The organism is Microbacterium sp. Bi128, assembly GCF_918698205.1.
The window spans coordinates 1-20,934 of record NZ_CAKKMM010000001.1 but is presented as its reverse complement, the minus strand read 5'-3'; the positions used below and the strand labels follow the sequence as shown (position 1 = coordinate 20,934).

The 20,934-nt window shown below is 68.6% G+C and carries 26 protein-coding genes; 19 read left to right on the top strand and 7 right to left on the bottom strand.

All coding sequences use genetic code 11. From position 1 onward, the window contains the following. Positions 1–2 precede the first annotated feature (2 nt). From rplR to LQV45_RS00055, 16 genes are all read left to right on the top strand, one after another. Positions 3–362, top strand: coding sequence for a 50S ribosomal protein L18 (rplR, locus tag LQV45_RS00130; protein WP_230005189.1), 360 nt, complete (start codon positions 3–5; stop codon positions 360–362). Continuing rightward, complete coding sequence (gene rpsE / locus LQV45_RS00125) at positions 359–1,039, top strand: 30S ribosomal protein S5 (RefSeq protein ID WP_171024263.1); 681 nt, start codon at positions 359–361, stop codon at positions 1,037–1,039. Before rplR ends, rpsE begins: the two co-directional genes overlap by 4 nt. After that, on the top strand, positions 1,039–1,224 hold the full coding sequence (gene rpmD, locus LQV45_RS00120) for a 50S ribosomal protein L30 (protein WP_013583998.1): 186 nt from the start codon (positions 1,039–1,041) through the stop codon (positions 1,222–1,224). The genes rpsE and rpmD overlap by 1 nt, the downstream gene beginning before the upstream one ends. After that, positions 1,224–1,760 carry a 50S ribosomal protein L15 gene (rplO, locus tag LQV45_RS00115; protein WP_138174664.1) on the top strand — a complete coding sequence of 179 codons (537 nt, stop codon included), beginning with the start codon at positions 1,224–1,226 and terminating at the stop codon, positions 1,758–1,760. Before rpmD ends, rplO begins: the two co-directional genes overlap by 1 nt. Before the next feature lie 109 nt (positions 1,761–1,869). Next, positions 1,870–3,192: a preprotein translocase subunit SecY gene (secY, locus tag LQV45_RS00110; RefSeq protein WP_138174662.1), complete on the top strand. Its 1,323-nt coding sequence runs from the start codon at positions 1,870–1,872 to the stop codon at positions 3,190–3,192. Further along, positions 3,189–3,779, top strand: a complete 591-nt coding sequence (locus LQV45_RS00105) for an adenylate kinase (RefSeq protein WP_230005188.1) — start codon at positions 3,189–3,191, stop codon at positions 3,777–3,779. The genes secY and LQV45_RS00105 overlap by 4 nt, the downstream gene beginning before the upstream one ends. A 1-nt stretch (position 3,780) precedes the next feature. Beyond that, positions 3,781–4,620 carry a type I methionyl aminopeptidase gene (gene map, locus LQV45_RS00100; RefSeq protein WP_230005187.1) on the top strand — a complete coding sequence of 280 codons (840 nt, stop codon included), beginning with the start codon at positions 3,781–3,783 and terminating at the stop codon, positions 4,618–4,620. Further along, a complete protein-coding gene (locus tag LQV45_RS00095) occupies positions 4,620–5,318 on the top strand; it encodes a thioredoxin domain-containing protein (protein WP_230005186.1) in 699 nt (232 codons plus the stop codon). Before map ends, LQV45_RS00095 begins: the two co-directional genes overlap by 1 nt. 137 nt (positions 5,319–5,455) lie before the next feature. Next, entirely contained in the window at positions 5,456–5,677 is a 222-nt protein-coding gene (gene infA, locus LQV45_RS00090) for a translation initiation factor IF-1 (protein ID WP_013583992.1), read from the top strand. Positions 5,678–5,735: 58 nt separating this feature from the next. After that, positions 5,736–5,852 (top strand): 50S ribosomal protein L36, encoded by a 117-nt coding sequence (gene rpmJ / locus LQV45_RS00085; protein ID WP_138174654.1) that lies wholly within the window; start codon positions 5,736–5,738, stop codon positions 5,850–5,852. A gap of 139 nt (positions 5,853–5,991) precedes the next feature. Continuing rightward, positions 5,992–6,366, top strand: coding sequence for a 30S ribosomal protein S13 (gene rpsM, locus LQV45_RS00080; protein ID WP_063256596.1), 375 nt, complete (start codon positions 5,992–5,994; stop codon positions 6,364–6,366). Positions 6,367–6,400: 34 nt separating this feature from the next. After that, on the top strand, positions 6,401–6,799 hold the full coding sequence (gene rpsK, locus LQV45_RS00075; protein ID WP_013583990.1) for a 30S ribosomal protein S11: 399 nt from the start codon (positions 6,401–6,403) through the stop codon (positions 6,797–6,799). Positions 6,800–6,972: 173 nt separating this feature from the next. After that, complete coding sequence (locus LQV45_RS00070; protein WP_022879045.1) at positions 6,973–7,962, top strand: DNA-directed RNA polymerase subunit alpha; 990 nt, start codon at positions 6,973–6,975, stop codon at positions 7,960–7,962. 42 nt (positions 7,963–8,004) lie between these two features. After that, complete coding sequence (rplQ, locus tag LQV45_RS00065) at positions 8,005–8,571, top strand: 50S ribosomal protein L17 (RefSeq protein WP_138174652.1); 567 nt, start codon at positions 8,005–8,007, stop codon at positions 8,569–8,571. A gap of 84 nt (positions 8,572–8,655) precedes the next feature. After that, positions 8,656–9,513 (top strand): tRNA pseudouridine(38-40) synthase TruA, encoded by an 858-nt coding sequence (truA, locus tag LQV45_RS00060; protein ID WP_230005185.1) that lies wholly within the window; start codon positions 8,656–8,658, stop codon positions 9,511–9,513. 55 nt (positions 9,514–9,568) lie between these two features. Then, positions 9,569–10,261: an endonuclease/exonuclease/phosphatase family protein gene (locus LQV45_RS00055; protein ID WP_138174648.1), complete on the top strand. Its 693-nt coding sequence runs from the start codon at positions 9,569–9,571 to the stop codon at positions 10,259–10,261. A 67-nt stretch (positions 10,262–10,328) separates the two neighbouring features. Here the strand turns inward: LQV45_RS00055 and LQV45_RS00050 are convergent, their stop codons facing one another. The 3 genes from LQV45_RS00050 to LQV45_RS00040 all read right to left on the bottom strand — a co-directional run bounded on the left by LQV45_RS00050 (position 10,329) and on the right by LQV45_RS00040 (position 13,218). Continuing rightward, complete coding sequence (locus tag LQV45_RS00050; RefSeq protein WP_230005184.1) at positions 10,329–10,937, bottom strand: hypothetical protein; 609 nt, start codon at positions 10,935–10,937, stop codon at positions 10,329–10,331. A 159-nt stretch (positions 10,938–11,096) separates the two neighbouring features. After that, positions 11,097–11,357 carry a hypothetical protein gene (locus tag LQV45_RS00045; protein ID WP_230005183.1) on the bottom strand — a complete coding sequence of 87 codons (261 nt, stop codon included), beginning with the start codon at positions 11,355–11,357 and terminating at the stop codon, positions 11,097–11,099. Positions 11,358–11,457: 100 nt separating this feature from the next. Further along, on the bottom strand, positions 11,458–13,218 hold the full coding sequence (locus tag LQV45_RS00040) for a DUF4012 domain-containing protein (protein WP_230005182.1): 1,761 nt from the start codon (positions 13,216–13,218) through the stop codon (positions 11,458–11,460). 87 nt (positions 13,219–13,305) lie between these two features. Here LQV45_RS00040 and LQV45_RS00035 point away from each other — a divergent pair, with 87 nt between their 5' ends. Further along, the gene (locus tag LQV45_RS00035) at positions 13,306–13,941 is read left to right on the top strand and encodes a hypothetical protein (protein ID WP_230005181.1); all 636 of its coding nucleotides are present in this window, start codon (positions 13,306–13,308) and stop codon (positions 13,939–13,941) included. Here the strand turns inward: LQV45_RS00035 and LQV45_RS00030 are convergent, their stop codons facing one another. Both LQV45_RS00030 and LQV45_RS00025 read right to left on the bottom strand, forming a co-directional pair. Beyond that, the gene (locus tag LQV45_RS00030) at positions 13,942–15,057 is read right to left on the bottom strand and encodes a hypothetical protein (protein ID WP_230005180.1); all 1,116 of its coding nucleotides are present in this window, start codon (positions 15,055–15,057) and stop codon (positions 13,942–13,944) included. Continuing rightward, complete coding sequence (locus LQV45_RS00025) at positions 15,054–16,721, bottom strand: cell wall metabolism sensor histidine kinase WalK (RefSeq protein ID WP_230005178.1); 1,668 nt, start codon at positions 16,719–16,721, stop codon at positions 15,054–15,056. The genes LQV45_RS00030 and LQV45_RS00025 overlap by 4 nt, the downstream gene beginning before the upstream one ends. Before the next feature lie 178 nt (positions 16,722–16,899). On the opposite strand from LQV45_RS00025, the gene LQV45_RS00020 reads away from it, so the two are divergent. Further along, positions 16,900–17,703, top strand: a complete 804-nt coding sequence (locus tag LQV45_RS00020; protein ID WP_230005177.1) for a fructose 1,6-bisphosphatase — start codon at positions 16,900–16,902, stop codon at positions 17,701–17,703. Positions 17,704–17,719: 16 nt separating this feature from the next. Here LQV45_RS00020 and LQV45_RS00015 read toward each other — a convergent pair whose 3' ends face one another. Beyond that, positions 17,720–18,799, bottom strand: coding sequence for a hypothetical protein (locus tag LQV45_RS00015; protein ID WP_230005176.1), 1,080 nt, complete (start codon positions 18,797–18,799; stop codon positions 17,720–17,722). Positions 18,800–18,945: 146 nt separating this feature from the next. On the opposite strand from LQV45_RS00015, the gene LQV45_RS00010 reads away from it, so the two are divergent. After that, entirely contained in the window at positions 18,946–20,418 is a 1,473-nt protein-coding gene (locus tag LQV45_RS00010; protein ID WP_138174632.1) for a glycosyltransferase, read from the top strand. A gap of 81 nt (positions 20,419–20,499) precedes the next feature. Here the strand turns inward: LQV45_RS00010 and LQV45_RS00005 are convergent. Further along, positions 20,500–20,934 (bottom strand): response regulator transcription factor (locus tag LQV45_RS00005; RefSeq protein ID WP_230005175.1); only part of this gene is annotated, 435 nt, incomplete at its 5' end.

The window sequence follows — 20,934 nt, the reverse complement described above, 5'->3', positions numbered from 1 at the left end:
CCATGGCTCTCAAGACAAAGTCCGCTGCCCGCGCGCGTCGTCACGCTCGCCTTCGCAAGAAGGTCGTGGGTACCGAAGCCCGTCCCCGTCTCGTTGTGACGCGTTCGGCCCGCCACGTCTTCGTGCAGCTGGTCGACGACAGCAAGGGTCACACCGTGGCCTCGGCCTCGACCCTCGAGGTCGACCTGCGTTCGTTCGACGGTGACAAGACCGCCAAGGCGCGCAAGGTCGGCGAGCTCGTAGCCGAGCGTGCCAAGGCCGCCGGTTTCTCGGACGTCGTGTTCGACCGCGGTGGCAACCGTTACGCCGGTCGTGTCGCCGCGATCGCCGAAGGCGCCCGTGAAGGAGGCCTGAACCTGTGAGTGACAACAAGGAGACCGAAGTGACCGACCAGACGGCGCCGGCCGAGGGTGCAGCTGCGACGCAGGCGCCCGCCGAGCGTGAGCGCGAGCCGCGTCGCGGTGGTCGCGAGCGCAACACCAACCAGCGCGACCGTGGTTCGCGCGACCGCAACGAGAGCCAGTTCCTCGAGCGCGTCGTGACGATCAACCGTGTCTCGAAGGTCGTCAAGGGCGGTCGTCGCTTCAGCTTCACGGCGCTCGTCGTCGTGGGCGATGGCAACGGTGTCGTGGGTGTCGGCTACGGCAAGGCCCGCGAAGTCCCCCTCGCCATCTCGAAGGGTGTCGAAGAGGCCAAGCGCAACTTCTTCCGCGTCCCGCGTTCGGGTTCGACCATCCCGCACCCCGTCCAGGGTGAGGCTGCCGCCGGTGTGGTGCTCCTGCGCCCCGCCGCGGCCGGTACCGGTGTTATCGCCGGTGGTCCCGTCCGCGCCGTGCTCGAGTGCGCTGGCATCCACGACGTCCTCTCGAAGTCGCTCGGCTCGTCGAACACGATCAACATCGTGCACGCGACCGTCGAGGCGCTGAAGTCGCTCGAGGAGCCCCGCGCCGTGGCCGCCCGCCGCGGTCTGGAGTTCGACCAGGTCGCCCCGGCCCGCCTCGTGCGCGCCGAGGCCGCCGCTCAGAAGGTAGGTGCCTGATGGCCGAGCGTCTGAAGGTCACGCAGATCAAGTCCAAGGTGAGCGAGAAGCAGAACCAGCGCGACACGCTGCGTTCGCTCGGTCTGAAGCGGATCGGCGACTCGGTCGTCCGCCCCGACGACGCGCAGACGCGCGGCTACGTCAAGACCGTCGCCCACCTCGTCAAGGTTGAGGAGATCGACTAATGGCTGACAAGAAGGACGAGACCGCCACGGTCGACGCCCCGAAGAAGGCTCCGGCCCGTAAGACGGCCGCCAAGAAGGATGCCGCTCCTGCGGCGCGCCCCGGCGTGCTGAAGGTCCACCACCTGCGTCCGGTCCCCGGCGCCCACACCGCGAAGACCCGTGTCGGTCGCGGTGAGGGATCCAAGGGTAAGACCGCCGGTCGTGGCACCAAGGGCACCAAGGCCCGTTACCAGGTGAAGGTCGGCTTCGAGGGTGGGCAGATGCCTCTGCACATGCGCACCCCGAAGCTCCGCGGCTTCAAGAACCCGTTCCGGGTCGAGTACCAGGTCGTCAACCTCGACAAGCTGGGCGAGCTCTACCCGCAGGGCGGCGACGTGACCGTCGTCGACCTGGTGGCCAAGGGTGCCGTGCGCAAGAACGAGAAGGTCAAGGTGCTCGGCACCGGCGACATCTCGGTCGCGCTCAACGTCTCGGTCGACAAGGTCTCCGGCTCGGCTGAGCAGAAGATCGTCGCCGCCGGCGGCACCGTCAACTGACGTCACACCCGAGGAGGGGCCGGCGGCCGTATGGCCGTCGGCCCCTTCTGGGTTAGTCTGATTCCGTGTGCGCCTCGGTGCGCGCCGAGATCTTTCTGGAGGAATCCCCTTGTTCAGCGCCATCGCGCGGGTTTTTCGCACGCCTGACCTGAGGCGGAAGATCGCCTTCACGCTGGGCATCATCGCCATCTACCGGCTGGGTGCTCACGTGCCGACGCCCTTCGTCGACTTCCCGAACGTCCAGCGCTGTCTGGCGCAGTCGGGGAGCACCGAAGGCCTGCTGTCGTTGGTCAACTTGTTCTCGGGCGGCGCGCTCCTTCAGCTGTCGATCTTCGCGCTGGGAGTCATGCCGTACATCACGGCCACGATCATCGTGCAGCTCCTGCGCGTGGTCATCCCGCACTTCGAGACGCTGTACAAAGAGGGCCAGGCCGGCCAGGCCAAGCTCACGCAGTACACGCGGTACCTGACGATCGCGCTGGCGCTGCTGCAGTCCACGACGCTGATCACGGTGGCGCGGTCGGGCCAGCTGCTCGGCACGGGCGGGGCTCCCGAGTGCCAGCAGTTGCTCACCAACGACATCTGGTGGGCCCAGCTGCTCATGATCATCACGATGACCGCCGGTACCGGCCTGGTCATGTGGTTCGCCGAGCTGGTCACCGAGCGTGGCGTCGGCAACGGCATGTCGATCTTGATCTTCACCTCGATCGCCGCGACGTTCCCCGCCGCGATGCTCTCGATCCTCAACTCGCGCGGTGTCGAGGTCTTCCTCCTCGTCCTGGCGGTGGGCATCGTCGTGGTCGCGCTCGTCGTGTTCGTCGAGCAGTCCCAGCGGCGCATCCCGGTGCAGTACGCCAAGCGCATGGTCGGGCGTCGTACCTACGGCGGGACCAACACCTACATTCCCATCAAGGTCAACATGGCCGGTGTGGTGCCGGTGATCTTCGCGTCGTCGCTGCTGTACATCCCCGCGCTGATCGCGCAGTTCAACCAGCCGCAGGCGGGCCAGGAGCCGGCCGGGTGGGTGACGTGGATCTCGCAGTACCTCACGCGCGGTGACCACCCGCTCTACATGCTGGTGTACTTCCTGCTGATCGTCGGCTTCACGTACTTCTACGTCGCGATCACCTTCAACCCGGTCGACGTCGCCGACAACATGAAGAAGTACGGCGGCTTCATTCCCGGCATCCGGGCCGGTCGTCCGACCGCGGAGTACCTCGACTACGTGCTCACGCGCATCACGCTTCCCGGATCCATCTACCTCGGCCTCATCGCCTTGCTGCCTCTCGTGGCGCTCGCGACGGTCGGTGCCAACCAGAACTTCCCGTTCGGCGGCGCGTCGATCCTCATCATCGTCGGCGTCGGCCTCGAGACGGTGAAGCAGATCGACGCGCAACTCCAGCAGCGTCACTACGAGGGGCTGCTGCGATGACTGCGCGTCTTCTGATCGTCGGACCCCAGGGCTCGGGCAAGGGGACGCAGGGCGTCCGTGTCGGCGAAGCGCTGGGCGTCCCCGTCGTCTCCACCGGAGACGTGTTCCGCGCCAACGTCTCCCAGGGCACCGACCTGGGGCGCGAGGTCAAGTCGATCATCGATGCGGGCGATCTCGTGCCCGACGAATTGACCAGTGCGGTCGTCCGCGACCGCCTGTCGCAGGCCGACGCGGCGGAGGGTTTCCTGCTCGACGGCTACCCGCGCAACCTGGCGCAGGTCATGCACCTGGACGAATTCCTCGAGGGTCGCGACGAGAAGCTGGATGCCGTCATCGCGCTGGTCGTCCCCCGTGAGGAGTCCCTGGCCCGGCTGACGGCTCGCGCCACCGAGCAGGGTCGTGCGGACGACACCGAGGAAGCGATCGCCACGCGCCTGGGAATCTACGAGCGCGAGACGGCGCCGATCCTCAGTGTCTACGGCACCCGCGGCATCGTCGACGAGATCGACGGCGTCGGCGGGCTCGACGAGATCACCGTGCGGATCTTCGCCGCTCTCGAGGCACGCGGTCTGCGACCGGCACGCTGACGTGGTGCTGCGTTCCTCGATCTACAAGAAGCCCGCGCAGCTGCGCGCGATGGTCGAACCCGGCCTCATCACGGCCGCCGCGCTGGACGCGGTCCGCGACCTGATCGCGCCGGGTGTCACCACTCTGCAGCTCGACGCGGCCGCCGCGCGCGTCATCACCGACCGCGGCGCGAAGTCGAACTTCCAGATGGTGCGCGGATACCGCCACACGATCTGCGCCTCCGTGAACGAGCAAGTGGTGCATGGCATCCCGAACGATCGTCCGCTCCAGGCGGGGGACCTGCTTTCCATCGACGCGGGAGCGGAGTTCCGCGGCTGGAACGGCGACTCGGCCTTCACCGTCGTGGTGCCCGGAGATGCGCCCGAAGAGGTCGTGGGTCCGCGACGGACGCTGTCCGAGGTCACCGAGGGGTCACTGTGGGCGGGAATCGCCGCTCTGAGCCGCGCGTCCCACCTGGGCGAGGTGAGCGCCGCGATCGAGGAGTACGTCGACACCCACGCTCCGGCCGGGGGATACGGCATCCTGCGCGACTATGTCGGTCACGGCATCGGCCGAAAGATGCACGAGTCGCCGAGCGTCTTCAACTATCGGGTGCCCGACCGGGGCGCCGAGGTGCGGCCCGGGCTGGCCGTGGCCATCGAGCCGATGGTCGTGATCGGCGATCAGGCGACCGAGGTCGAGGACGACGGCTGGACGGTGTCCACGATCGACGGCACGGCCGGCTCCCATTGGGAACATAGCGTCGCCGTGCACGATGGAGGCGTCTGGGTCCTCACCGCTCCCGACGGCGGTGCAGAGAAGCTGGCACCCTTCGGTGTGGTGCCGAAGGAGATCGACTGATGATGGCTACTGCTCGCAAATCGACGAACTGGTTCGCGATCGGGGTGACCGCGGCGGCCGTCGTCGTGGTTCTCGTGATCGCGGGGGTGGTGTGGTTCGCCAACAACCAGGCGACCTCGCCCGGGACCGTGCCCGAGTCGTCGGCGGTGAATGCCGACACCGGCGCGATCTCGGTCGGCTCGGGGAACCAGACCGTGGACACGTACGTCGACTTCATGTGCCCGGTGTGCAACTCGTTCGAGCAGGCCTACGGCCCGACGCTCCAGCAGCTCGCGGACGGTGGCACCATCACGCTGAACATCCACCCCATCGCGATCCTCGACGCGCAGTCGCAGGGGACCCAATATTCGACGCGGGCCGCCGGTGCGGCGTACTGCGTCGCCGTGGACGACGCGGCGAACGTCCCCGCCTTCGTGAAGGCGCTGTACGCGCAGCAGCCCAAGGAGGGCACCTCCGGTCTCGACGACGCGACCCTCGCCACGATCGCGAAGGACGCCGGCGCCTCGGATGCCGTGACCTCGTGCATCCAGGACGGCACCTACACGAAGTTCGTCACGGCGATGACGAAGAAGACGCCGTCGCAGACGGGGTCGGGCATCTCCACGCCGACGATCGCGATCAACGGCCAGGTTCTCGTGAACCAGAAGGACCTCACGGGCGACCCCCAGAAGGACATCGTCGGGCGTCTGAACGGCTGAACACGGCGGCAAGTTGCCGCATTGCGTTCTACCACGTATGCTTGATCTTTGGTGCGTTGCGCCTTCATTGGCGTGTCGCAGCACCAAACCCCCATCCACCGCAGACCGGCCGGTCTGCAACGAGCGTGAGCGAGTCTATGGCGAAGAAAGACGGTGTCATCGAGATCGAGGGCACGGTGTCCGAGGCACTGCCCAATGCGATGTTCCGTGTCGAACTGACCAACGGTCACAAGGTGCTCGCCACCATCTCGGGCAAGATGCGGCAGAACTACATCCGCATCATCCCCGAGGACCGCGTCGTCGTCGAGCTGAGCCCGTACGACCTCACGCGAGGTCGCATCGTCTACCGCTACCGCTGAGCCCGGCCGAGAAGTAACGAACCGCTCCGGCGGATCGAAGACAGCGAGATCAGGAATCATGAAGGTCAACCCCTCCGTCAAGCCCATCTGCGACCACTGCAAGATCATCCGTCGCCACGGGCGCGTCATGGTGATCTGCAAGAGCAACCCGCGTCACAAGCAGCGCCAGGGCTGAGTCCGTACGGACTCGACGAATCACTTCCAACTGAATACACACCGGCAGGATCAGAACCCGCGATGCGGGGGACACCTCGGGGCGGAGGCCCGAGCACCGATCCTGCTCCACACCTCCACGACACTCTGAGGAGAGCCGTATGGCACGTCTCGCCGGCGTCGACATCCCGCGCGACAAGCGCGTAGTGATCGCACTTACCTACATCTACGGCGTGGGCCGCACCCGCTCCACCGAGATCCTCACCGCGACCGGCATCAGCCCGGACGTCCGCGTCAAGGACCTCACCGACGACCAGCTGGTCGCCCTGCGCGACCACATCGAGGGCACTTACAAGGTGGAGGGTGACCTCCGTCGCGAGGTGGCCGCCGACATCCGCCGCAAGGTCGAGATCGGTTCCTACGAGGGCCTGCGCCACCGCCGCGGCCTCCCGGTGCGCGGTCAGCGTACGAAGACGAACGCTCGTACCCGCAAGGGCCCCAAGCGCACCGTCGCCGGCAAGAAGAAGGCGCGCTAGGCCTCCGCCGGCGCAGGATCCAGGAGAACCGCACATGGCACAGGCCAAGTCCGCCGCGCGCAAGCCGCGCCGCAAGGAGAAGAAGAACATCGCTGTGGGCCAGGCCCACATCAAGTCGACGTTCAACAACACCATCGTCTCGATCACCGACCCCTCCGGGGCTGTCATCAGCTGGGCATCGTCCGGCGGCGTCGGCTTCAAGGGCTCGCGTAAGTCGACGCCCTACGCCGCAGGCATGGCCGCGGAGTCCGCTGCCCGCCAGGCGCAGGAGCACGGCGTGAAGAAGGTCGACGTCTTCGTGAAGGGCCCGGGTTCGGGACGCGAGACCGCGATCCGCTCGCTGACGGCTGCCGGCCTCGAGGTCGGCTCGATCCAGGACGTGACGCCGCAGGCGCACAACGGCTGCCGTCCGCCGAAGCGCCGCCGCGTCTGATGCACCGTTCCCGGGGAGCGCACGCCGCTCCCCGGGAACGCTCGCGCTTTCGCGCACCCCACGCATTCGGATGCCGTGACGCCCCCGGGCGGGCGGCATCCGACGAGTACAACTCAACACCTCACCCCATTACACGTGTCATATAGCGGGCACGTGATCGAAAGGAACACATAGTGCTCATCGCACAGCGTCCCACTCTGACCGAGGAGAAGATCGGGGAGTTCCGCAGCCGTTTCGTCATCGAGCCGCTCGAGCCCGGCTTCGGTTACACGATCGGCAACGCGCTGCGTCGCAGCCTCCTGTCGTCGATCCCCGGCGCGGCCGTCACGAGCATCCGCATCGATGGCGTCCTGCACGAGTTCAGCACCATCCCGGGCGTGAAGGAAGACGTCACCGAGATCATCCTGAACATCAAGCAGCTCGTGGTCTCGAGCGAGCGCGACGAGCCCATCACCGCGTACCTGCGCAAGACGGGTGCCGGCGAGGTCACTGCGGCCGACATCTCCGCTCCCGCGGGCGTCGAGGTGCACAACCCCGAGCTGGTCATCGCCACGTTGAACGACACGGCGAAGTTCGAACTCGAGCTGACGATCGAGCGTGGCCGCGGCTACGTCTCGGCGACCCAGAACCGCAACGAGTACGCCGAGGCGGGTCAGATCCCGATCGACTCGATCTACTCGCCCGTTCTCAAGGTCAGCTACCGCGTCGACGCGACGCGTGCGGGTGAGCGCACCGACTTCGACAAGCTCGTCCTCGACGTGGAGTCGAAGCCCTCGATCGCTCCCCGCGACGCCGTGGCATCGGCCGGCCGCACGCTGACCGAGCTCTTCGGTCTGGCGCGCGAGCTGAACGTCGAAGCCGAGGGCATCGAGATCGGCCCCGCGCCGGTCGAGACCGTCCTCTCCAACGAGCTGTCGATGCCGATCGAAGACCTCGACCTCTCGGTGCGCTCGTACAACTGCCTCAAGCGCGAGGGCATCAACACCGTTTCGGAGCTGGTCGCCCTCTCCGAGACCCAGCTGATGAACATCCGCAACTTCGGTCAGAAGTCGGTCGACGAGGTGCGCGACAAGCTCACCTCGCTCGGCCTGTCGCTCAAGGACTCGGTGCCCGGCTTCGACGGCGCCCAGTTCTTCGGCGGCTACGACGACGAGACCGTCTGACCCGTCGGACCCGACCGAACCTTCCCACTGGAGTAACACGACATGCCCAAGCCCACGAAGGGACCCCGCCTCGGCGGCGGCCCGGCCCACGAGCGCCTGCTTCTCGCCAACCTCGCGGCGGCCCTGTACACCCACAAGTCGATCAAGACGACCGAGACCAAGGCCAAGCGCCTGCGTCCGCTCGCCGAGCGACTGATCACGTTCGCGAAGCGGGGTGACCTCCACGCTCGTCGCCGCGTTCTCTCGGTGATCGGTGACAAGGAGGTCGTGCACACCCTCTTCACCGAGATCGCTCCGCTGGTCGCCGACCGCGAGGGCGGCTACACCCGCATCACGAAGGTCGGCAACCGCAAGGGCGACAACGCCCCCATGGCTGTGATCGAGCTCGTCCTCGAGCCCGTCACGAAGAAGCCGTCCGCCGCCAAGGCTGCTGCCGCGCCCGCCGCGGCCGCTGCCCCCGCCGCGGAGGAGGCTCCCGCCGAGGAGACCGCCGCTGACGAGACGCCCGCCGTCGACGAGGCCGCCGACGCCGGCGCCGAGTCGCCGGAAGAAGGCGCGGCGGCCGAGGCTGCCGCCGAGGACGCGGTCGAGGGCGACGCCAAGGCGTAAACCCTCTCCCTCTCGCACTGAGGCCCCCTCCCGGACGGGAGGGGGCCTCAGTCGTCTCCGGGGCCGTGCCTCTAGGCTGGATAGGTGCGCATCCGTCTCGACATCTCCTACGACGGCACGCATTTCCGCGGCTGGGCGCGTCAGCCCGGACTGCGCACGGTGCAAGGCGCGATCGAAGACGCGCTGACCCGCATCCTCGGTGGGGAGCCGCGCCTGGTGGTGGCCGGGCGGACGGATGCCGGAGTGCACGCCTCCGGACAGGTGGCGCACCTCGATCTCGACGTCGACCAGCTCGCGCGTCTGCCCCGTCGTCGGCGGGACGGTGACGAGACCGATGCCGTGGCCGCGCTGGCCGGCCGTGTGCGGGGCGTTCTCGGCGCGTATCCCGACGTCACGGTACGGCGCACGTCCGTGGCGCCCGAGGGCTTCGATGCCCGTTTCTCCGCCGTGTGGCGACGGTATTCGTATCGCATCGCCGACCTCTCAACCGGCTATGACCCCCTCGACCGGGCTCGAACGACGAGCGTCAAGGCTCACTTGGACGTCGAGGCGATGGATGCCGCTGCCCGCAGCCTCATCGGTCTCCACGACTTCGCCGCGTACTGCAAGGCCCGCGAGGAGGCCACGACGATCCGCACGCTCCTGGAGTTCGACTGGCATCGCGCCTCCGACGGCGCGGTCACGGCCAATGTCCGCGCGGACGCGTTCTGCCACAGTATGGTGCGCGCGCTCGTCGGCGCCTGCGTGGCCGTGGGCGAGGGGCGGATCGGCGTGGACCGCGTCCTGGACATCCGTGACGCGGGGGCGCGCACCCCGGACACGAAGGTTCTGGCCGCGCGCGGTCTCGTCCTGGCGGAGGTGGGGTACCCCGCCGACGAGCTGCTGGCATCCCGCGCGGAGCAGACACGCAATCGTCGCGATGCGGACGGAATCGGTTCCTGAGGGTTTGGCAACCCTGGGTGAGCTCCGGGGCTCGGCGTCCTAGGCTGGCTTCGCCATGAAGGTCATCTCGTACAACTTGCGCAAGCATCGCGCCGCGGGGGAACTCGCCGCTCTCGTCGACGCCCATGCGGTGGATCTCCTCTGCCTGCAGGAGTGCGACACCCGCGACATCCCGACCGAGATCTCAGGGCTGCGACTGGCGGAGGCCACGCAGCGCAACCGCTTGGGGCTTGCGGTCTACTATCGCGAGAACACGTTCCGTGCGGTGGATGTGCGCTCGATCGCCCTGAAGAAGTCGCTGCACGACTACGTCCTCAAGCCCGCGGAGGAGCGGATGCTCGGCGTGCGGCTGCGCGACATCGATGACGGGCACGAGGTCATCGTCGCGTCGTTCCATGCGGCCCCGCTCACGGCGCTCAACTCCCTGCGCCGGCATCAGATCCGCACCGCGTTGGCAGAGTTGCAGAACCTCGGACCGGGGCTCCCGACCCTGATGGTGGGCGACTACAACTACCCCGTCTTCAAGGAGAACCTCGGCCAGGCTGTGCGCGATCAGGGGTACGAGCTCACGCTGAGCGATTCCCGCACCTACACGCGGTACCGCTTCTTCCGCGGGCACTACGACTTCGCGACGTCGATCGGCTTCGACATCGCACACATCCGCACCCTGCCGCAGGGGCTCAGCGACCACCTGCCGATCCTCATCACGGCCGAGGTGCCGGGGACGCGCTCGGCTCTCGCTTCCTGACGAACGGCGAACGTGAGAAGCGGGGGCCGTCCGGATGGACGACCCCCGCTTCTCATGTTCGCGGCTGTCAGGCGGTGTGGTGGCGTCGGCGGACGGTCGCCCCGATGCCGACCACGGCTCCGGCGACGACCAGCGCGCCTCCGGCGATCCAGAGTCCGACGGTGTTGTCGGAGTCGATACCGGTGACCGCGAGACCGGCCTTGGACGGCGTCTTGGTGCCGGGTGCCACGACGGTGATGCGCGAGTGCAGGACGACCTTGCTCGTCACGCCCGTGAACGTCAGATCGTAGGTGCCGATGCCGTTCGTGGGGAAGGCGATCGGGACGTTCAGCTTGCCCTGCACGGCGCGGGTGCGCAGGGTCGCGTTGGTCTCGACGGCGGCCTTGACCATGGCGAGCTTCGCGCCGCCGGCGTTCTCGCCCGTGATCGAGATCAGGATCTCTTCGGAGGCGTCGTACGGGGCGAGATCGGTGGTGAAGGTGCTGGTGTTGCCCGCGGTGATCGTGCTCGGGGTGGCGATGACGACGGCGGGGTCGGTGTAGGCGTTGGCGGCCGTCGGGGCCATCAGCGCGACGGCCGCCAGCGAGAGCGCTGCGGCGGCACGGAGGATCGTGTTCTTCATGGTGGGCCCCATCTCGGTGGCGGGTTCGGCCGGGTATGCGGTCGAGAACGGCATCGATGTGATGCCGCTCGTGCAGCCAGTCTCCCGAGGCGGCGCGACCGACATCGTCGGGGCCAGCGAAGTTCACGCGGGGAGCTGCCGGATATCACCTCACCGCGACGGTGATCGCGAAGGGCCGCCCGCGATGCGGACGGCCCTTCGCGATCGACGTCTTCAGGTCTGCGGGTCGTGGCGGTGGCGTCGCACCGTCGTGCCGACCGCGATGGCCCCACCCGCGAGCGCGAGGGTTCCGCCGCCGATCCAGAAGCCGAGAGCGGGCCCGGTCCCGGCATCGGACCAGGTGGCCGAGGCGTGGGTGGTGGCATCCTCCGGCGTGTCGGCGGTGGTCTCCGCCGAAGCGGTGGCCGGGAGGACGAGGGCAGCACCCGCGACGAGGGCTGCGAGGGCGACGGAACGGACCAACGTGAATTTCATGCGGCACCCACTAGCTAGAGGACACGTGTCCGAGAACGGCACGTGCGGCAGTTCGGCGGAGATCGCGCCCCCACAGTGCGATGCGGATCCGTCTCTCCGACTATCCCTCATCTGCGCACGAGGCACCACCGGCGGGGGTTTCCATTGCGTAAAGGGTCGGCGTCGCGCGTGCTTCCAGGGCGGGTGTCGCGGGCGTCGCGACACGCAGGTCGAGGGTGGCGGACTCCCCGGGAGCCAGGAGCACGGACCACTTCATCACCTCGTGGCCGCCGTCGTCACCACCGGAGAAGCCGGTCGGCGCGCCGGTTCGGGTGGTGCGCCGCCCCTCGATCAGCGCACCCCGCGGGAGGTAGACGTAGACGCCGGTGAGCGTCTGGCCGGGCGGCACACCGTATGCGCCGCCGCCTGTCACGTAGTCCGGGAGGGTCTCGGCATCCGGGGCCTCGTTGCGCAGAGTCACGCGGAGCGCCGCCGTGGCGTCGGAGCACCACGCCGTGGCGACCCCGAGTCGCATGTAATAGTCCATCTTCGAGCCCGTGCCGTCGTTGACGTGGACGCCGAACGAGGTGCGACCGGCGTCATTCCCGGGCAGCGCTCCCTGCAGGTCGGTGCCGTCGAGCACGGCCTGTGCGGCGGGATCGGCGTTCCAGACGAGCAGACGGCGCTCCCGCGCGGCCTGATCGAGAGCCTCGACGAGCGCACGCGCTTCGGCTCGACCGGCGGCCACCGCCGCGAAGACGGCGGCGGAGGCGGACTGGAAGAACGCGTCCTGACGCTTCGGATCGTCATAGCGCCGGTACACCTCGTCGAGCAGCAGCGGGACGGCATTCTCGCTCGTGAGCACGTCCCCCGACGGGAGGGTCACCGGACCGGTCGCGCGCAAGAGGTACGAGAGCGCGACGGGATCGACCGCGACGACCCCGTCCACCTCGACACCGTGCTGTCGGCGCCACATCTCTCTCGCGATCGGGGCCCCGACGGTGAAGTCGGGCACCTGCGTCACGTTCTGAACGAAGCGGGCAGGACGATCGTCGAACAGCGCACGCAGACCCTCGGGCAGGTCGGCGACGGGCTCGCCACCGGTATCCTGGAAATCCGTCGACGACGCCTGCGCGCCGAGGGCGAGGCGCCCGTCTTCGGCGTCGATCTGCGCAACTGCTCCCACGACCCCGCCCAGGGAACGCCATTCCGCGCTGTTCTGGAACACCACCAGGTACGACCGCGTCCCGTCGGCACCGAGCATGCCCGGCACGAGCAGGGTCGTGCGGTGCAGGGCATCGGCTCCGTCGCGCGCGCGGGCGAGGAGTCCCCGTGCGTGCACGAGCGGCGCGGCGACCGGCTCCAGCAGGTCATCGGGGTCCACCGACGACACTTCGGCGCTCGCGTCGGCGAGGGCGACGGCGGCCGTGCGCGCCCCGGGCTCCCAGGATGCCAGCAGGTCGAGGTCGTATCTGCCGTCGTCGGTGCGCAGAGAGCCGGAGGAGAGGGCGGATGCCATCTCCTGCAGCGGTGCGAGAGCACCGACCGCGCGGTCGGTGGCGGAGGCGACGCGTGCCATGGCCGTCAGCTGAGGCCCGATCCACGGGAGCGACCCCGCTGCGGACCAGATCGGGTCGTCGGTCAGGGCGTGCGCCGCCGCGACATCGTCCGCCGTCGACCGCAGGAGGGCGGCCGCGGCGAGGGGGTCGTCGGTCGGGGCACCGGTCATCGCGGCGCGGGCCGCGGAGAGGTGGTGGAAGGCGAGGCCCCCGCGCACGGCGATCCACACCGCTCCGAGCGACGCGGACACCAGCATCGTCACGGTGAGGGTGACGAGGAGGCGTTCTGCGGTGCCGCGGGCACGGGAGGTTCGAGAACTCACGCCAGCACCCTAGGCCCCCCGGAGGGGCGCTCCGGGGCCGGAGCGCCCCTCGCCGCCTAGACTCGACGGAAGACCACAGGAGGATGCATGAGGCACCGGGTGCGACGCGGCCGTGCCGCGCTGGGCGCGATCGTTGCGGGGGCGACGATGGTCGTCCTCGCCGGATGCGGGTCTCCGCCATGGGCACAGGGCGGGGGACAGGCTGCGCCGTCGACCACCCCGTCGGCGGCCGTCGTGCCGGTGCCCGCGCCGGTGCCCAACGATCTCTCCAGCGGCTCCACGGAGCGTCAGGTCACCGCCGGAGCCATCGCTGCCACCGTGAACTACTGGTCGACGCTGGCGATGGACCGTTGGACTCCGACGGCCCTCAAGCCGGTGAGCATCTCGATGGCCACCACCGTCACGCCGGACGACGGGCAGAAGGTGTACCTCCAACGCGCGACGATGACGGCGGTCCCCGGCAACGAGACGCAGTCGTTCGCGCCCCTCGCACCCCAGACCGATCAGGGCAACCCGCCGGGCTATCTCGTGTTGTCGCCGTACAGCTACTCCCAGACCTTCAACGTCGGAGAGGTTCCCGCCGACGCCACCTACGTCACCCTGCAGTTCACCTACGAGTTCCTCCTGCAGACGACGCCGACCTCGAGCGAGTTCGCCAAACAGACTGCCAGCGACTCGATCACCGTCGCGATCGCGCGGTCCGCCGCCACGCCCGCCGGCTGATCAGGCGCGCACGCGCTCCCACCGGTCGCCGCCGAGGCCGGTGGCGATGAGGGCGGCGGCGTCGGCGCGCTCCACCAGCGTGGTCAGGTCGTACTGGGCCGACTCGGCCGGGACCCATCCGACACTGGCCGAGAGCTGGATGTCGACCCCGTCGGAATCCGCCTCGGTCAATCTCCGCAGGAGGGTCCGCACGTGCTCGCGAAGCACCGGTCCGGGGCGGCACACCAGCACCACCACGCGTCCCCGCGCCGGGCGTCCCAGGTCGGCCTCGGCCGGCATGGTGTCGGCGACGAGGGCCTCGAACGTCGAGACGATCCGAATCCAACTGCTCTCGCCCGTCGTGCTGCGGATCTGATCGGGGTCGTCGAGGCGGATGGAGAGCACCGCCCACGAGCTCTCCTGCGCCCGTCGCGCTCGCGCAAGGCGATCGGACGCGATCACCGAGAATTGCGGCCACGAGATCGAGGAGCGCTCGCCGCCGGGCGAGACCGAGCTGAAATACAGCAGGCTGACGGTCGCGCACACGAGGTAGATCAGCATCCCCAGACTGTTCAGGATCCGAGGCAGCTGCAGGTCCTGCGCGTTGGCGGGGAAGACCAGTCCCGCCACGACGATCGAGACGGCGAGCCCGACGAAGCCCGTCGAGACGATCATGAGGGGGAGCGCGAGCCTCTCCAGCCCGTCGGCGGCGCGGCGGATCTCCAGGACCGTGAGCCCGGCGAACACCGCGGCACCCAGGAACGCCAGTCGGAACGTCATCCCGTAGGCACCCAGATCCCCCGCGGCGATGAAGGCCCCGGCGCTCGCGATCGACTGGAGCACGGCGATCCACGGGAGGGCCCGGACACCCCGCCGCGCACGGAAACCCGCCCAGATGAGCGCGGGGGCGCCGAGCATGAGACCGAGCCCCGAGCGCCGTATCGCCTCGTCACCGATGACCGAGCCGGTCACCGAGACCCACGTGCTGGACATCGCGAGGACGAAGGCCAGCGACCACAGCAGCGAGGCCCGAGAAGGGCGGTGCAAGAATCCCAGGCCGATCACCATCAGCGTGGCAAGGGTGGCGATGGTGGCCTGCGCCAGACCGAGGTTCTCCAGCGTCTGCTGCACGGTCATCCGTTGCGGGCTTCCGAGGGGGAAGGCAGCCGCACCGTCACCGTCGTCCCCGTGCCGACTTCGCTCTCGAGCTCGAGGGATCCGCCCTGCTCCTCGACGATCCCGCGCACGATACCCATGCCCAGTCCCGTCCCCGGTGTGGGGCTCTCGCGAGCCGCCCGGGCACGGAAATAGGGGTCGAAGATCCGGGGCAGGTCATCGGGATGGATGCCGATCCCCGTGTCGGCGAACGTCAACTCCACGTGGTCATCGGAAACCCTGACCGAGATGTGCACGCTTCCCCCGCCGGGGGTGTACTTGATGGCGTTGCTGAGGATGTTGTCGAACGCCTGACGCAGACGGAAGCCGTCGCCCACGACCTCGGCCGAGGCGGGGAGGTCGTCGCTCACACTCACGCGCCGGGCAGCGGCAGCGGGACGGAACGACTCCAGCGACGACGCGATGATGCGCGTGGCATCCGTCGTCGTGGCCGCCTTCTCGTCGCGGAAGACTCCCCGCGAGTTGACGAGGATCTCCGAGATCAGCGTCTGCATGCGCTCGCCGGCTCCGACGATGACATCCAGCTGTTCACGCACCTTCGGCGAGAGGTCGGGGGCGTCCAGCGCCAGGTCGGCATGTCCGATGATCGCCGTGAGCGGGTTCCGCAGCTCGTGAGACACGGTGGCGGCGAGACGTTCGCGGGCGCGCTCGGCCTCGATGAGCGCGGTGACGTCGTGGACGATCAGCAGGCTGCTCTCGGGTTCGTCCGACGACACGAGGCGACGCGTCGAGGCGGACAACGCGTGCCAGTTGCCCTGCGCATCGAACAGCCAGACCCGTTCGTCCTCGAACTGCTCTCCCCTCGCCGCACGGGTGAAAGGGCGCTCCGACTCTGCCAGCGGCTCGCCGCGGAGCGCGGCGTACTCGACCGCACCGCCGGGGCGAGACGGGTCGTCGCGATCGATACCGTACAGACTGACGTAGGTGTCGTTGAGGGCCAGGACCTCGCCGTCGACGGAGAGCCGGGCGATTCCCGTGTCCAGACCGTTGAGCATCTGCGAGACCCGGCGCTCCTGGCCGGTGACCCGCTGCAGAGTGCCCTGCAGTCGGGTGGCTTGGCGGCGGAGCAGCTGTTTGAACGCGCGGGTCTGCCGGGAGGAGAGGTACGCCGTGATCCCGATGAAGGTCAGCGACAGCATCACGACGGTCAGTCGCAGCGCCGCCGCCGGGCCGACGCCGTTGACCGCGGCATCCGCGACGATGATGACGCCGGTGGCCGCCAGCGAAGCGATCATCATGCTCAGGATGAAATGCGTGGCGATCCACGTGATGGGGAAGACCCAGAAGTACCCGAAACGGAGGTCGGTTCCGAAGCTCAGCAGGCCGATGCCGATGATGTCCCCGAAGGGGATGAGCGCCACCGTATTGCGTGGCAGGCGATGCCAGGGAACCATGATCGCCACCGCGGTGAGGGCGATGACGACACCGACTCCGCTCGAGAAGGTCCAGACCGCGAACAGCGAGGGATCGAGGGCCTGCACGAGCAGGACCGTGATGATGACGCTGGCCCCCAGGACCAGTTGCAGCAGCCAGACAGAGCGTGTGCGGCTGCTCGGCCCGCTGGCGTCGTCGGTGTCGGAGCTGCCCGGCGACGTCGCGGGCTGAACGCTCCTCGCGGCTGCCATGTGATCGAGTGTATAGACGATGGTGTAGTCTTCTGCGCGCCATCCTGTCTCTGCTCGCCCTTTCGCGTCCTACCCGTCGCGTCGTCCGGTCAGACTCCCCCTGAGGCCTGCATCCCGCAGCGTGATGGTCGTTCGTCGACCTCTGCGCAGCCCGCGCCCTCAGACTCAGGAGATACCCGTGAGCAGCCCCTCTCGCCGTCGTCCCGTGCGCGCTCTCGCTCTCGCCGTCGCGCTCGCAAGCTCGGTCACCCTGACGGGGTGCACCCAGGTCGTCGATGCCTTCAACGCCCTCCAGGCCCAGACCTCTGGCGGGGGACAGCCGGTCGTGGTGTCCACGCCCGTTCCGCAATCGTCGGCCACGGCGATGCCGTTCGACTCCCGGTTCACCTACGACGGCTCGGTGTCGCTGTCCTCGGAGGTCGCGGACGGTCTCGAACTGCGCCTGGACGTCTGGGCGGTCGATCCCAAGCGCACGATGGAGTGGACGTCCTCGAACGAGAAGCAGTTCGGCTTCGCCCTCAACGTGCACGACCACCGTGTCGATGAGAAGGCGGTCCTGGCCCAGAAGCGTCGCGTGTACATCTCCTCGGTATCGGTCACGTCGCAGACCGCGCAGGCCGGCGGCCAGGTGTCGAATCCCTTCCAGTTCAGCGCCGACCCGCGCACGCTCGTGCCCTCGGACACGCTCCGCTCCGATCGCGGTCTGCTCCTGAACAGCTTCCAGGGCGGTCTCCTGGTGCCGACGACCTCTATCCGTCAGCTCCCCGCCGACACGTACGGGATCACGCTCGAGTTCGCGCTGAACATCGCGGTGGAGGGAACGGCGAACTCCGACACCTCTTTCACGCAGCAGACGGTCTACCAGTACCTCCCCGTTGCGATCTTCGACGGCGATGCCTCGTCGGACTCGCCCGCGCCGGCCGGCTCGGGCACGAGTACCGGTCGTGCCCCGGGGTGGGGTCAGAGCGGCAACCAGGGCTGAACGCCGCGGACCCGTCTCACGGGCGCGGTAGCGCCCCCGAGCCCGGGCGCAGCCGCCGGCTCTCCATGAGCAGCGACAGGTCGTGCAGGTCGCTCACCGCGTGGTGCTCGAACGACAGATCCGGGACGTCGGAGTAGTCGATCAGCGGCATGTGGCCGGCGAATGCGCGCCGCAGATCGTCCTCGGCCCCGGGCCGGGGCGCCGACTTCGGGTGCACGATGAAGACGGTGTCGCGGGCGGGGACGCCGGGGGAGGACCCGGGCATCGTCTCCTTCGCCGCATCCACGAGCACCAGGATGATCTCTTCCGCGCGCTCGGAGCTGTGCGCGGCGCGGATGAGGTCGATCTCGGGGATGCGCACGATCATGACGCCGATGCGGTCCCCGGAGAGGAGCAGGTCGCCCGCGGCGGCGCGGAGCGCCCCGCGGTCGTGTGCGCGGGTACCGGGGGCCGGGTCGTCGTCGAGTTCGCGCCCCAGCCGTACCGACCCGTACCCCATGCCGACGATGGCCAGTGCGCTCAGGACCGTCGTCACCTGCGCGGAGGCGGTGTGCTGCCACAGCGCCGACGGCATCCCCGTGAGGGAGGCCACGACGAGTCGGTAGAGGTTGTAGGAGCCGAAGGCGACGAGGGTGACCACGAGCACCCGCGACCCGGCGAGCTCGCCCAGAGGTCGCCGGCTGAACTCGGCGGCGGCCAGCGCGCTGAGGACTGCGATGGCGCCGGTCTTGACCAGCGTCGCGTCGTCGAGGGGCATGACGAACGTGAGACCCAGCATCAGGATGCCGCCGGCCGCCGTCGTGGCAGCCCCGATCGCGCGGCGGGCGTTCAGCCGCCGGGCGCCGCTCCACGCCAGGCCCACCGCCACGACGTTGGTGGCGTTGCCCACGGCAGCGGCGAAGGTCCCACCGCCGGCGATCTCGACGACGTTCGCGAGAGCGCACGCGAGGGCCGCGAGGGCTGCCACGCCCATGTAGCGCACCAGCTCTGCGCGCGGACCTCCGCGGTCGTCTCCGTGCCGGCCGTGGGCCAGGAACAATGCCGCCCCCGCGACGGCGGCCGCGGCGATGGCGGCGAGGAGGTCGAGGACGACCATCGTCGAAGCTCTTCCTGTGCCGGGGCCCCGGGGGAATCTTGCGGAAACCTTGCGGGGACGGTGGTCATGTGCGGCGTTGGCCTTGCGGCGAACCTACCAGAGTGAGACACGGCTGAACCGCCACCCTCCGACAGGAAGACACCACCATGACCGACGCGCGTAGCTACGCTCCCCAGACGCGAGCGTTGACCCACCCCATGGCCGGTGCGGGCTACGTCGTCGAGGAGCACGGCTTCGCCGACGACTTCGCCTCGGTCCTGGAGCACGCCACCGTCCACCGTTCGACGATCGGGTGCATCATCCCGGCGTACAACGAGGAGGAGTCGATCTCTCAGGTGATCGAGGCCCTGCTCGGGCAGACGCGCGTCCCCGACGTCATCCATGTCGTGGTCAACAACACCTCGGACGCCACGGTGAAGATCGCCTCGGAGTACAGCGGACCGCACGAGATCACCACCGACCTCGGCGAGCAGTTCACCGAGGTGTTCGTCCACGACATCGGCAAGAACCCGGACAAGAAGGTCGGCGCCCTCAACTACGGCTACTCGCTCGTCGAGGGCTACGACTACCTGCTCGGCGTCGACGGGGACACGATCGCCGACAGCAGGGCCGTGGAGTACCTCGAGACCGAGGCCGTGTCGGACTCGCGCATCGGCGGGATCTCAGCGATCTACACGATCGACGACAAGCCCATCAAGGGTCTTGTCGCGCGCTTCCTCACCGCCGGACAGCGAACCCAGTTCGCCGCGTTCAACCTGCAGAACCTGTTGCGCGGCCGCAACATGGCCGTTCTCGGCGGGCAGTTCTCGATCTTCTCGACGAACGCGCTGCGCGAGGCGATGAAGCAGAACCACCAGATCACGCCGTGGGTGAAGGACTCCGAGGTGGAGGACTCGCTCCTCTCCCTGCAGATCAAGAGCGCCGGGTACCTCACCAAGATCAGCCCGTACGCCCGTGCCAACGTCGGGGGCATGACGACTCTGTCGGGGTACGACGCCCAGCAGGTCAAGTGGACGTACGGCGCGATCGAGCTGATGTGGCCCGGACAGCGCGGCGACACCAAGGGTCAGCCGTTCCATCCCAACCTGCGACTGCGCTGGTTCGAGAACTTCGGCATGCTCACCAACCTCTTCGTGCGAGTGGCGTTCTTGACCCTGTTGGCGGGATCGCTTTCGATCAGTGCGTTCGTGTTCTCGCCGCTATGGCTCATCCCGCCGGCGGTCGCCATGCTTCTGAACCTGCGTATCGCGCGGACGATGGCCTCCTGCGACCGCACCGATGTGCTGTTCGCCGTGCTCTTCTTCCCTGCCGAGATCTTCATGTGGATCCGCATCAGCCACTTCGTCCGCTCCTGGACCCGCTTCCTCTCCCGCAAGAAGGTCGACAACTGGGCGATGCAGGCCAAGGCCGAGCGCGGTGGCGGGCTCGGTCACTGGGCGCCGATGGTGGTGCTCATCGCGGTGGCGATCGCCCTCGCCGTCATCTGGGTGCTGGTCGGGCCGATGGTGCAGTCCTCGATCCTCTGGATCGGGTGGCCCATCGTCGGTGTCGTCACCGTCCTGCAGACCCTCCTCATGTTCTCCAAGCTCGTCCGTCGCCACCACGGATACAAGGTCTGATCGCGACCCGAACGCATCAGAAGAACGGATGCCTCGGCCCTGGGGAGGGTCGAGGCATCCGTGACGTCGGGGGTCGGCGCGTCAGGGCGCGGCCATGAGCTCCGAGGTGAGGCGGTAGCCGACCCCGCGCACCGTCTCGATGTACCGAGGGTTGGCGGGGTTGTCGCCGAGCTTGCGGCGGAGGTTGGTCATGTGAGCCTCGATCGCGCGTTTGTCGGCCTCGCCCACGAAATAGCTCGTGACGTACGACTCACCGCGCAGCACGAGCGTCAGGTCCGCTTTGCTGCGCACGCGCCGCTTGGATTCCATGAGCGTCGCGAGGAGGTCGAACTCCGTGCGGGTGAGGTCGAGTTCGATGCCCTCGATCAGCACGATGCGGCTGTCGGGGTCGAGCTGCAGGTCGCGGTGGACGACCCAGGGAGAGCCGGTAGGCGTCAACTCGCCATGCGATCGGGAGGCGACCTCGGTGCCCGGCCGGGCTGCAAGCTCGTTTCCCGGCGCCGTTGCCCACGGCTC

Excerpts from the sequence above, each read along its gene's own strand:
- infA (WP_013583992.1), top strand. The coding sequence starts at position 5,456 with ATGGCGAAGAAAGACGGTGTCATCGAGATCGAGGGCACGGTGTCCGAG.
- rplO (WP_138174664.1), top strand. The coding sequence starts at position 1,224 with ATGGCTGACAAGAAGGACGAGACCGCCACGGTCGACGCCCCGAAGAAG.
- LQV45_RS00045 (WP_230005183.1), bottom strand. The coding sequence starts at position 11,357 with ATGAAATTCACGTTGGTCCGTTCCGTCGCCCTCGCAGCCCTCGTCGCG.
- rplR (WP_230005189.1), top strand. The coding sequence starts at position 3 with ATGGCTCTCAAGACAAAGTCCGCTGCCCGCGCGCGTCGTCACGCTCGC.
- LQV45_RS00095 (WP_230005186.1), top strand. The coding sequence starts at position 4,620 with ATGATGGCTACTGCTCGCAAATCGACGAACTGGTTCGCGATCGGGGTG.
- LQV45_RS00015 (WP_230005176.1), bottom strand. The coding sequence starts at position 18,799 with ATGGTCGTCCTCGACCTCCTCGCCGCCATCGCCGCGGCCGCCGTCGCG.
- rplQ (WP_138174652.1), top strand. The coding sequence starts at position 8,005 with ATGCCCAAGCCCACGAAGGGACCCCGCCTCGGCGGCGGCCCGGCCCAC.
- LQV45_RS00010 (WP_138174632.1), top strand. The coding sequence starts at position 18,946 with ATGACCGACGCGCGTAGCTACGCTCCCCAGACGCGAGCGTTGACCCAC.
- LQV45_RS00025 (WP_230005178.1), bottom strand. The coding sequence starts at position 16,721 with ATGGCAGCCGCGAGGAGCGTTCAGCCCGCGACGTCGCCGGGCAGCTCC.
- rpsK (WP_013583990.1), top strand. The coding sequence starts at position 6,401 with ATGGCACAGGCCAAGTCCGCCGCGCGCAAGCCGCGCCGCAAGGAGAAG.
- LQV45_RS00030 (WP_230005180.1), bottom strand. The coding sequence starts at position 15,057 with ATGACCGTGCAGCAGACGCTGGAGAACCTCGGTCTGGCGCAGGCCACC.
- LQV45_RS00050 (WP_230005184.1), bottom strand. The coding sequence starts at position 10,937 with ATGCCGTTCTCGACCGCATACCCGGCCGAACCCGCCACCGAGATGGGG.
- rpmJ (WP_138174654.1), top strand. The coding sequence starts at position 5,736 with ATGAAGGTCAACCCCTCCGTCAAGCCCATCTGCGACCACTGCAAGATC.
- LQV45_RS00105 (WP_230005188.1), top strand. The coding sequence starts at position 3,189 with ATGACTGCGCGTCTTCTGATCGTCGGACCCCAGGGCTCGGGCAAGGGG.
- rpmD (WP_013583998.1), top strand. The coding sequence starts at position 1,039 with ATGGCCGAGCGTCTGAAGGTCACGCAGATCAAGTCCAAGGTGAGCGAG.
- rpsM (WP_063256596.1), top strand. The coding sequence starts at position 5,992 with ATGGCACGTCTCGCCGGCGTCGACATCCCGCGCGACAAGCGCGTAGTG.
- LQV45_RS00055 (WP_138174648.1), top strand. The coding sequence starts at position 9,569 with ATGAAGGTCATCTCGTACAACTTGCGCAAGCATCGCGCCGCGGGGGAA.
- LQV45_RS00035 (WP_230005181.1), top strand. The coding sequence starts at position 13,306 with ATGAGGCACCGGGTGCGACGCGGCCGTGCCGCGCTGGGCGCGATCGTT.